Raw genomic sequence first — 11,774 nt, 5'->3', positions numbered from 1 at the left:
CGAATGTTCCGCTTTTCTGTTCTTATATTTTTATTAGGCGTTTCACTATTTGCCGCTGCGCAGTCGAAACCCAATATCCTGCTCATAATGGCAGATGATATGGGCTATTCCGATATCGGTGCTTATGGCGGAGAGATCCGGACGCCGCATCTTGATCAGCTGGCAAAGGAAGGCATCCGTTACCGGCAGTTTTACAATGCGGCAAGGTGTTGCCCAACGCGGGCTTCCTTGCTTACGGGACTGTACCCGCATCAGGCCGGAATGGGCTGGATGGCAGCAGCGGACCTGGGCACCGGCCCTGCTTACCAGGACAACCTGAACAACGAGTGCGTAACGATCGCCGAAGTATTAAAGACAGCCGGCTACCGTACTTATATGACCGGCAAATGGCACGTGACCAATGAGCGGAAGATCGATGGTGAAGTAACGGATAACTGGCCGCGGCAGCGCGGGTTCGACCGTTATTTCGGTATTATTCCCGGTGGGGCTAATTATTTTACACCGGTGCTTTACAGTGATAACCGGAAATATAAGGCCCCCGATCATTTTTATTTAACCAATGCGATCTCCGATACCAGCGTGCGTTTTTTAAAGGATCATTTCCGCAGCCAAAAACAGGACCCTTTCTTTATGTATGTAGCCTATACGGCGCCCCACTGGCCCCTGCATGCATTAAAGGCCACCATTGAAAAATATACAGCAGAATATAAAAAAGGCTGGGATGCCATACGGGCCGCCCGTTTTAAAAAACAAAAAGCGATCGGCTTGTTTGCGGCTTCGGCTGTATGTACGCCGAGGGATGCCACGGTTCCGGCATGGGACGGGCTTACGGATAAAGAGCAGGAAGAAATGAGCAGTCGCATGGCCATCTATGCGGCACAGATCGATATCATGGATGAGGGGATCGGGAAGATCATACAAACACTCAGCGCCAACAATGAACTGGATAATACCCTGATCTTTTTTCTCAGCGACAACGGCGCCTGTGCAGAGTTTATCAGCAGTGGCAAAAGCAAAGCCGTGGACGGAACAGAAGCCACATTTGAAAGCTACCGGCTGCCCTGGGCAAATGTAAGCAACACACCCTTTCAGCAGTATAAACATTTTACCCATGAAGGAGGCATTGCCACTCCGCTGATCGTGCATTGGCCAAAGGGCATTGCCGCCCGCCTGAATAACCAGTTTGTTTCCGGCTACGGGCATATCACCGATATTATGGCCACCTGTGTGGCGGTGTCCGGAGCACAGTACCCTTCGGTATTTCAAGGCCATAACATTCATCCCATGGAAGGCAAAAGCCTGCTGCCTCATTTTTCGGGGCAGTCAAATAACCGGGGGCGGATCTATTGGGAGCACGAGGCCAATATCGCCCTGCGTGACGGCAAGTGGAAGCTGGTGGCCAAAACACCGGAAGATGCATCGTTTTCAATGAACACGCTGCAATTATATGATATGGATGCAGATCCTACAGAAATGAACGACCTGAGCCGGAAAGAACCCGAGCGCGTAAAGTCATTGTATGCCGACTGGGAGCAATGGGCCCGGAAAATAGGCGCGTTTCCCCTCGACACACGGGAGTATGGGGTGCGGATGCAGGCCTACCGGAGAAACATCAACGGAAATTTCGATGACAACCTGGGTGGCTGGAATGTACACCAGGCAGCAGCGATGAATGGCTCGATAAGGATCGATGACCATAGCCGTATCTCCGGGAAAAAATCGGCACTCATTTCCGTGGTACAACCGGCGGCAAAGCCCGCAGCGCTGTCCATGCTCTGGCCTTTTAAAGCACAGCAGGGAGAACGGTTTTTAATAAAAATGAAAGCAACAGCCAACCGGGATACCCGCTTCTTTGTACGGCTTGAAAGTACCGGTGCAGACGCTTCAAAGATCATTGACCGGGAATTGCAGATCAAACCAGGTATAAAGGATTTTGAATTTACTTCAGCAGCCATTCCTGAAAACGGCATGTACCGTGTTGGGCTTTATTTTGGAACAGCGGCACCCGGTTCGGAATTATGGGTTGATGATGTGGAACTGGTTGCCATAAAAAAATAGATGATGTTAGTTAAACGAATACTTTTTGTTGCATTTGCGCTTGGTGGAATGTTGCAGGTAAGGGCGCAGTCTGCAAAACATGTGGTGCTGATCAGTATCGATGGGCTTCGCCCGGAATTTTACCTGGATCCCGCCTGGCCTGCCCCTCATCTGAGGCAGTTAAAACAACAGGGTGTTTATGCCCGCCAGGTGGTGGGGGTGTTTCCTACGGTAACCTATCCTTCGCATACATCCATTGTTACCGGTCAGCCGCCGGGGAAGCATGGTATTTATTACAATACCCCCTTTGAAGCACCAAAGGGCCGATGGTACTGGGAAGACAGTTCCATAAAAACACCCACCCTCTGGAAGGCGGTTAAGCATGCGGGTCTTACATCCGGAGCGGTGATGTGGCCGGTAACGGTTGGTGCACCGATCGACTATAATTTTCCGGTACGTCGTGCCGACGGTGATGAAAAAACGGACCAGCTCTCTGTAACCAGGCCGTATATTACTCCGGCTGGCATGCTGGATCAGATGGCGGCCGCCGGTAACGGAACGGTTACGGCGGATGACTTTAAATACAGGGATGTGGATCGTACCATTGGCCGGATGGGGGCCTTTATATTTAAGCAGTACCAGCCGGCATTGCTGGCCATTCATTTCATACAGGCAGACCATGCCCAGCATGAACATGGGAGAGATGCGCCGGAAGTAAAAACAGCGGTGGCCGTGATCGATAGCATGATCGGCCGGGTGATTGCTGCCGTTGAAGAATCCGGACAGACTTCAAATACAACAATCATCGTAACCGGGGATCATGGATTTGTAGATGCCACGCAAAGCGTAGCTCCGAATGTGCTGCTGGAAAAGAATGGGCTGATCAGCGGCGATGACTGGAAGGCAAAATTTTATACAACAGGCGGGTCAGCCTTTCTATATACAAAAAAAGCCGGTGATGCGGCCACGACCCAACAGGTAGAACAATTGCTGCGTCAGCTGCCCCACGGCGATCAATGGTTCCGTATCGTTACAAAGAAAGAGCTTGAAGCGATAGGAGCCAACCCTGAAGTGGAACTGGCATTGGCCATGAAAAAAGGGTTTGTGGCCAGTAATGCCATAAAAGGTCCGTTGATCCGTACAAAACCACTTGGCGGTGCACATGGCTATTATCCGGATTTTGATGAGATCTATACCGGGTTTATTGCTGCGGGCAATGGTATCAAAAAAGGCAGTACGCTGGCGCGGCTGCGCATGCTGGATATTGCACCCGTGATCTGCCGCTTGCTGGGCATTCCCCCCATCGGCAATGGTACCGTTGCATTGCCAGATATTTTTTCAAACCGATAAAAGATGATAATATGACAAAAAGAACCGGGTTGTTGTTCGTACTGCTGTTAGCAGGTTTTGGTATTAAAAGCCAGGCGCAGCGCAGCAAACAGCCCAATATCGTAGTGATCATGGCCGATGACCTCGATTCGCGGCAGCTCAGCTGCTATGGTGGCCGCAATCTTAAAACCACCAATATCGACCGGCTGGCAGATCAGGGCATGCAATTCAATAACATGATTGCATCGGAGGCAATGTGTGTGCCTACCCGTGCCTCCCTGTTCACCGGTTTGTACCCGGTACGGCATGGCTCTTACCAGAATCATAAACCAGTATATGATACTTTAAAAAGTATCGGGCATTACCTTTCCGGTTTGGGATACACGGTTGCCTTAACCGGCAAAGACCATAGCACAAAGCCCCGGACGGTGTTTCCCTTCGAAATCATTAAAGGCTTTGAGCCCAATTGCGTATCCCCAACAGACGATTATTCGCTAACCGATGTAAAAGCTTTTATGAGCGGACAACAGAAGCCCTTTTGTCTTTTTGTAATGAGCATCAACCCGCATGCACCCTGGACGATGGGGGATACCACCGAGTTTGATCCGGAGCAACTGATCCTGCCGCCGCACTGGGTAGATACCAAACCCACAAGAAAACAATTTCAGAAATACCTGGCGGAAGTGCGCAGGCTGGATAACCAGGTAGGAGAGCTGATGCAGGCGGTAAAAGAAACCGGGAAGGAGAACAATACCGTGTTCATCTTTCTTGGAGAACAGGGCGCCCAGTTTCCCGGCGCCAAATGGACGCTTTGGGATGCAGGACAAAAAAGCTCCATGATCGTGCGCTGGCCCGGCGTGGTACAACCCAAATCGGCTACCGGTGCCATTGTACAGTATGAAGATATTACGCCTACATTTATTAATATCGCAGGCGGTAATCCTGTTGCACACCTGGACGGGCGCAGCTTCCTGGGAGTACTGCAGGGTAAAACGCAGCAGGCAAGAGAAGTGGCTTTTGGCATTCACAATAACCTGCCGGAAGGTCCGCCGTATCCGATCCGCAGCATTCGCGACGGCCGGTATAAGTTATTGCTGAATCTCACACCCGGTAAAAATTATCACATTAAGTATATGATGAATCCTAAAAATGCGTATTGGGTGAGCTGGAAGGAAAAAGCGGAAACATCTCCAAAGGATAAAATACTGGTAGAACGCAATATTCACCGGCCTGCCGTAGAATTTTATGACCTTAAAAACGACCCCTATGAATTGCACAATCTGGCCGGCGATAAAAAATATGCAGCACAGATAGCCGCGTACCGCCAAAAGCTGGAAGGCTGGATGAAACAACAGGGAGATCCGGGTGCAACACTGGATATCCCGTTTGAGCGAAAATAACCCCATCGTAATCCCTGAACAGATTTAAAATTTAACCCCTGAACATAAACAGATGAAAAAAACAAGATGGCTCGTTTTAATGGTTGTAAGCCTGTGGACCGCAGTTGCGGATGCGCAGCAACGGCCGAATATTATTTTTATTATGGCCGACGACCTAGGGTCGGCCGAGCTGGGTTGCTATGGCAATACGTTTAACGAAACACCAAACCTGGACAAGCTGGCCGGGGAAGGCGCGCGGTTTACACAAGCCTATTCAGCCGCGCCCATTTGTTCGCCCTCGCGTGCAGGTATCATGACCGGGCAATACCCGGCCCGGGTACGGATCACGGATTTCCTGGATAACAACGCAGACCGCTACCTGGATCCTGCAAAGTCCTATACCGTCAACCGCGCCCTGGCTGCCGCCGGATATCATACCGGCATTATTGGCAAATGGCACCTGGATACAAAATTTAATGATCCAAAGGGAAACCCGCAGCAGCATGGCTTTAACGAGGTGATCGGTTCCGAAACAAAATACATTGCCGACGGAGATTATTTTTACCCCTATGACAAAATCAGTACTTTCGATACCGGTAGTGCAGGCGAATATCTTACCGACCGGCAATGCAGTGAAGCGTCTGAATTTATCCTGCGGAACAAGGCTAAGCCATTCTTTCTTTATCTTACCTTTTACAGCGTACATACCAAATTGGATGCCCCTGAGGCCCTGGTAAAAAAATACAAGATGAAGTTTGATGCGAAATATGGTGCAGGAAAAGCAGAAGCCTTGTTTGGTCCGCAGAATGAACGACATGAGGCCGATCACCTGGATAATCCGTATCTCGCCGCCATGATCGAACGGATCGATGCCGGTGTGGGAACGGTAATGGAAACGTTGAAAAAAGCAGGGATCGATAAAAATACACTGGTGATCTTTTTCTCCGATAATGGCGGTGTATGGCACCTGGGGAACAATGGTACGCTGCGAGCCGGGAAGTCGTGGCTGTATGAAGGCGGTATCCGTGAAAACCTGATTGCGCGCTGGCCGGAAACCATCCGGCCGCAGACCACTGTTAATACACGGGTAATGGCTACTGATTTTTATCCAACTTTCCTGGAGCTCGCAAAAACAAAAAAACGGAAGGACAACCTGCTGGATGGCAAAAGTTTGGTGCCCCTGCTGAAAGGAAAGGCTATTGCGGAACGCGAACCGTTTTTCTGGCATTATCCATCTGAAACCGGGCGCTGGGTAAACCGCATGTGCAGTGCGGTACGGGACGGAGACTATAAGTTGCTGTATTTCTATAAAGCGAATCGTACAGAATTATATAACCTGAAAAAAGATCCGTCAGAACAAACAGATCTTGCAGCGCAGATGCCCGGAAAAGCGGCGGACCTTAAAAAGAAACTGGATCAGTGGCTGAAGGAAGTTGATGCAGAAGTGCCGGACACCGTAGTGAAAAAGAAAGCAAAAAAATAAATGGATTGAAGGGCGTATCACATAATACCAGCAGCAATGGCTTTTGCAGTCTTTTCATAAAGCACGGCGGCCTGTGTGCTTTAGCGTTATTGCTGTTATTATGGTCTCCCTTGTTGCGTGCTCAGCAGTTGCTGTTTAAAAATTACAGTGTCCGGAACGGCATGTCTTCCAATACCGTCTGGAATATCCTGCAGGATGATCAGGGCTACATCTGGTTCGGTACCAAGAACGGGTTGAACCGGTTTGACGGATACAGCTTTAAAATATACCAGGTACGGGAAGATAAGGATCATGCAGACAATAGCCTGATCCATTCTGTTTGCAAGATCAGCAGTACCACTTTCTGGGTGGGAACGGAAGAGGGGCTTTATTCCTTTGACCTGACCCGTGAAAAATTTACGCGGATCGCCTTTGCTAAGCAGGATCTGATCTTCGATATCCTGAAATCCTCCAGGGGAGAAACCTGGGTGGCTACCCGCAGCAATGGTGTATACCGGTTTGATCCCCGTACGAAAACGGTGCTCAACTACCGCGCCGTTGCTGGTGGCCTTTCGTTGAACCAGGTACGGAAACTGGTGGAAGACGCCAGCGGTCACATCTGGATGGGTACCTTCGGGGAGGGGATTGATGTGCTGGACCCTGCCACCAACCGGTTTGTGCATCATAAGGCCGCAACAGGAACATTATCCAGCAACTTCATCCTTTCGCTTTATAAAGACCCCCAGGGCAATATATGGGCCGGCACGCTTTCCGGTGGATTGAATCAATGGATCGTTAAAGAGCAACGCTTCCAGGTATTTCGTGCAGGGGGCAACGGGTCGATCAGCGACGATATCGTGCGCGCCATATACCAGCCAATGCCGGGCCAGGTATATGTAGCCACGGAGAAAGGATTGAACGTATTGAACACCGCTACGGGCACCTTTACAAATTATAAAAACGATCGCGGTGATCCCTATACCATCAGTGACAATGCGATCTATTCTATTTATGAAGACCGGCAGGGAGGAATTTGGGTGGGTACGTATTTTGGAGGTGTGAACTATTTTTCACCGGGCGATGCCTCGTTTGAGCTGTACTATCCCAACGGCAGTGCGGATGGGCTTTCCGGCAGCGCAGTAAGCTGTTTCCTGGAGGACCGCCCGGGCAATTTCTGGGTGGGCACGGAAAACGGCGGATTAAATTATTTCGAAACAGCCACCGGTAAATTCTATAAGTATCCGTTCCCACCGTACACGCAACCGCTTTCCTATTCCAATATCCATGCTTTATACAAGGACCGGGGCAACCGGCTTTGGGTGGGCACATTTTCCGGGGGATTGAACCGGGTAGATCTCAACACCGGCGTGGTTACCCAGTATCATCACAATCCGGCTGATCCAGGCAGTATCAGCTCCAACAGTATCTACAGCATTTATGAAGACCGCAGTGGGGTGGTTTGGATCGGAACCGTAAAGGGTTTGAATATTTTTGATCCGGCAAAGCAGCAATTTACAAAGGTTACGGATATGGACCTGCACAACAGCTGTATCTATAAAGTGTGGGAAGATACCGACCGCTGCCTGTGGATCGCAACTTATGAAAACGGGCTTTTAAAGAAAGATTTTAAAACCGGGAAATGGCAGCAGTTCCGTACTGTGCGTGATACGGAATCGATCAGTTCAAACAAGATCATTTCGCTATACGATGATCCGGAAGGAAGATTATGGGCTGGTACCGATGGCGGCGGGCTGAACAGGCTGGATAAACGGACCGGCAAATTTAAACGGTACGGACAGGAACAAGGCATAAGTAATGTGGTGTTTGGCATTGTGCCGGATGACCGGGGCTATTTATGGCTTTCTACCAATAACGGGTTGCTCCGCTTTTCGGAGAAAGAGGGGAAGGTATGGTCTTATACCGGGCTCAATAGTCTTCAGGGAAAACTCTATAATTACAACGCCTATTACCGTGCACGGGATGGCCGCATTTTCCTGGGAGGAATCAATGGGTTTAACGCCTTTTACCCGGAAAAGATCCGCACAGCAACATCCGGCAGCAACCTGATCCTCATCAGTTTTAAGATCTTTGATCATGAGCCGGATCTGGATGATAAAAAAAGTGTTCTGCAACAGCTAATAGGGTTTACGAATAAAATCCAGTTATCGTACAGGCAGTCGGTCATCAGTTTTGAATATGCACTTTTGGATTTCAAAGATCCAGGCAAAATAAAATATGCCTACAAAATGGAGGGCTTCGATAACCAGTGGAATAATGTAGGCACGCAGCGGATAGCTACGTATACCAACCTGCCCCCCGGAACCTATACATTTAAAGTAAAAGCCACCGATATCTACGGTAACTGGAATGATAAGGAGATATCGGTAGGAGTGCGGGTACGGCCTCCGTTTTACAGAACCAATCTGGCCTATATCCTGTACGCAGCATTGCTGGTGGCGGCCGTTTTCTTATTGCGCAACTATTATAAACGGCGCGAGATCCGGAAAAATGAAGTGCGGCTGGAAAAAATGAAAGTGCAGCGGGAAAAGGAATTCTATCAGCAGAAAATGGATTTCTTTACCACCATGGCGCATGAAATACGTACCCCGCTTTCGCTGATCATGGCGCCCCTGGAGAACCTGAAGGATGCAGCACTTCAGAGCGAGCAGCGTAAACAACTGAAGGTGATGGAGGAAAACAGTGAACGCCTCCAGTCGCTGGTGAACCAGTTGCTCGATTTTCGCAGGATCGAGAGCGATATCTATACCATACGCAAGGAGCCGGTAGAGCTGATCTCTTTTGTACAGGCGTTGTATGCCCGTTTTAATGCCATTGCTGTGCAAAAGAAACTGCAGTTCCTGTTAACAACAGATGTAGACCGGCTTACCATTGATGCAGATCCCGAGGCGCTGCAGAAGATCCTCAATAACCTTTTGATGAATGCCTTTAAATTCGCGGCCACAACTGTCGAGCTCCGGGTATGCCAGCAGAAACCGGATGCGAGGGGCCAGGGCTCGGTATCCGTTCAGATAAAAGACGATGGCATCGGCATACCCGAAGCGGAGCTTACTGCGGTGTTTAAACCCTTTTACAAAGTGGCGGGCACCGGCGGACAACTGAACAATATCGGTGGTACGGGTATCGGACTTTCACTGGCAAAAGCGCTGGCGGAGAAACATTCGGGGGCATTAACCGCCGTGAACGGAAAAGATGGCTTTACGACGTTTGTGCTCATTCTCCCTTTTGAAACCGTTTTAAAGGATGAAGTGTCCGCGTTGCCGGCCGGGGAAGCAGACGCAGTAATGGATGGCGACACCGGAGGCCCTACCATTCTTGTGGTGGAGGATGATCTGAATATGCTGGATTTTATTTCGGCTAGCCTCAAGGCCGAGGGCTATCATACCTGTTGTGCGATCAATGGAAAAGAAGCGCTGGGCATTTTGCAGGCCCGGCAGATCGAACTGGTACTGTCGGATGTGATGATGCCCGAAATGGATGGCATTACGCTATGCCGGAGGATCAGGGAACAGATCAGCAGCAGTCATGTACCGGTAGTGCTGCTTACAGCCAGGAGTACCACGGACGCGGAGTTGCAGGCGCTGGAAAGCGGCGCCGATGCATATATCATGAAGCCCTTTAAATGGAAACAGGTGCGGGCAACGATAAAAAACCTGCTGGAAACAAGGGCTCGCCTGAAAGAGAAATTCAGCGCCCATCCCTTTGTGGAAGCCGATACCCTGTATAATAACCCTAGCGACCAGGTGTTTATTGAAAAGATCACTGCGATCATTGAGGAGCGCCTGGATGATTATCAGTTGTCGGTAGAGGAGCTCAGCAAGGCCGTAGCCATGAGCCGTTCCACCTTGCATAAGAAACTAAAGGCGATTTCGGGGAACAGCCCGAATGAATTCATCCGGGTGATCCGTTTAAAAGAATCCGCCAAATTATTATTATCCGGCAAGTGTAATGTTTCCGAAGCTGGGTACCGTACCGGGTTTAATTCACCCTCGTATTTTACCAAATGTTTTACGCTTCAGTTTGGCGTAACACCCAGTGAATTTGTAGAAAAATATCTGTCAGACCATGCATATAAAGATTCCGTTTTCCGGAAAGATCAGGCATAGCGCCTGCCTCCTGCTCCTGTGTTCTTTTTGGTTGCGTCAGTCCTGCGCCCAGCAGGCACCGCCCAATATAATCATCATTGTAGCAGATGATATGGGTTGGGGGGATGTAGGTTTTCATGGCAGTGAGATCCGCACACCGCATATAGATCAGCTGGCACGGGAAGGTGTGGTCCTGAACCGGTATTATGTAAGCCCCATCTGTTCCCCCACCCGCACCGGCATTATGACGGGGCGGCTGCCGGAGCGCTATGGATTACGGGAGAACGTGATTGCGCCCTGGCTGGATTTCGGCGTAGATACAGCGGCCGAATTCCTGCCGCAAATGCTGGCACCGGCCGGCTATAAGAACCGGGCGGCCATCGGTAAATGGCACCTGGGACATTCCCGGCGGAAATACCTGCCCCTGAGCCGGGGATTTACGCATTTTTACGGGCATTATAACGGAGCCATTGATTATTTTACGCATATGCGCGAGGGGGCGCTGGACTGGCATAACGACTGGAAAACATCAAAAGACACCGGCTATACTACAGACCTCATCACAAAAGAAGCGGTACAATGCATCAACAATTATAATAAGCAGGGGCCTTTCTTTTTATATGTAGCGTACAACGCACCGCACGGCCCTTTACAGGCCAAAGAAACCGATCTCATGCCGTATGGGTTTGATCCATCAAAACCTGTTTTTGGAAAAGAGCAGGCCGGCTCCGAAGGTGTAATGGGAAGAGGCAATACGCGCCGGCAAACCTATGCGGCGATGGTTACGGCAATGGATGCGGGTATCGGCCGTATCCTGGAGGCGCTCCAAAAGGCAGGTATCGATGAAAACACCCTGGTATTGTTCCAGAGCGATAACGGTGCCGCTCAAAAGGAGGGCGGCCGGAATCAGCCCTTGCGGGGCTTTAAATTCCAGGAGTGGGAAGGCGGGGTGCGGGTGCCCGCCGTAATCCGTTGGCCGGCCGGGTTTAAAGGCGGCTGGACCTCCAACCAGGTAATGGGGTATATCGATATTGCGCCCACGCTCCGGGAGATCGCCGGGATAAAGGCGCCTCCTCCGCAGCCGTATGACGGGATCTCTGTTTTAAAAAGTCTGAAAGAACAGAAAAACGATACGCGCACCTTCTATCTTGGAAACGGCACGCTGATCAAAGGCGAATGGAAACTGGTACTGCCCAGGGCTGCAGGTGCGGCAACGGTACCGCAACTTTTTGCAATGGATAAAGATCCCTATGAAAAAGAAAACCTGGGTGACCGGTATCCGGAGCAGGTAAAGGCGCTGCTGGAACTATCAAAAAAATACCAGGCAATCACTCCCGCGGAAAAAGTACCGCCCTATGAGCAGGGAAGGGCAACATTCAAAGCACCTGCGGACTGGGATATCCGGGAATGATCTGGAATTTTTTACAATTGTCAGACATTGAAAAACAGGAATTTATTGCAAAA

The 11,774-nt window shown here is 50.1% G+C and carries 6 protein-coding genes; all 6 read left to right on the top strand.

The genetic code is table 11. The features are described from left to right. Positions 1-3 precede the first annotated feature (3 nt). Genes LQ567_RS09710 through LQ567_RS09685 form a run of 6 tightly spaced genes read left to right on the top strand, consistent with a single transcriptional unit; the run spans position 4 to position 11,721 of the window. Positions 4-2,058, top strand: coding sequence for an arylsulfatase (locus LQ567_RS09710; protein WP_231004307.1), 2,055 nt, complete (start codon positions 4-6; stop codon positions 2,056-2,058). A gap of 3 nt (positions 2,059-2,061) precedes the next feature. Next, positions 2,062-3,387, top strand: a complete 1,326-nt coding sequence (locus LQ567_RS09705) for an alkaline phosphatase family protein (protein ID WP_231004306.1) — start codon at positions 2,062-2,064, stop codon at positions 3,385-3,387. A gap of 11 nt (positions 3,388-3,398) precedes the next feature. Continuing rightward, on the top strand, positions 3,399-4,766 hold the full coding sequence (locus tag LQ567_RS09700; protein WP_231004305.1) for a sulfatase family protein: 1,368 nt from the start codon (positions 3,399-3,401) through the stop codon (positions 4,764-4,766). Between the two features lie 52 nt (positions 4,767-4,818). After that, positions 4,819-6,228 (top strand): sulfatase, encoded by a 1,410-nt coding sequence (locus LQ567_RS09695; protein ID WP_231004304.1) that lies wholly within the window; start codon positions 4,819-4,821, stop codon positions 6,226-6,228. A 5-nt stretch (positions 6,229-6,233) separates the two neighbouring features. Beyond that, on the top strand, positions 6,234-10,331 hold the full coding sequence (locus tag LQ567_RS09690; RefSeq protein WP_231004303.1) for a hybrid sensor histidine kinase/response regulator transcription factor: 4,098 nt from the start codon (positions 6,234-6,236) through the stop codon (positions 10,329-10,331). Further along, a complete protein-coding gene (locus tag LQ567_RS09685) occupies positions 10,291-11,721 on the top strand; it encodes an arylsulfatase B (protein ID WP_231004302.1) in 1,431 nt (476 codons plus the stop codon). Before LQ567_RS09690 ends, LQ567_RS09685 begins: the two co-directional genes overlap by 41 nt. Positions 11,722-11,774 lie beyond the last annotated feature (53 nt).

Origin of the sequence: Niabella pedocola (assembly GCF_021044425.1) — a bacterium.
Taxonomy (GTDB): Bacteria; Bacteroidota; Bacteroidia; order Chitinophagales; family Chitinophagaceae; genus Niabella; species Niabella pedocola.
Note: the sequence above shows the minus strand (reverse complement) of the source record. Positions and strands in the feature narration are given on the sequence as shown.

Excerpts from the sequence above, each read along its gene's own strand:
- LQ567_RS09710 (WP_231004307.1), top strand. The coding sequence starts at position 4 with ATGTTCCGCTTTTCTGTTCTTATATTTTTATTAGGCGTTTCACTATTT.
- LQ567_RS09705 (WP_231004306.1), top strand. The coding sequence starts at position 2,062 with ATGTTAGTTAAACGAATACTTTTTGTTGCATTTGCGCTTGGTGGAATG.
- LQ567_RS09700 (WP_231004305.1), top strand. The coding sequence starts at position 3,399 with ATGACAAAAAGAACCGGGTTGTTGTTCGTACTGCTGTTAGCAGGTTTT.
- LQ567_RS09695 (WP_231004304.1), top strand. The coding sequence starts at position 4,819 with ATGAAAAAAACAAGATGGCTCGTTTTAATGGTTGTAAGCCTGTGGACC.
- LQ567_RS09685 (WP_231004302.1), top strand. The coding sequence starts at position 10,291 with ATGCATATAAAGATTCCGTTTTCCGGAAAGATCAGGCATAGCGCCTGC.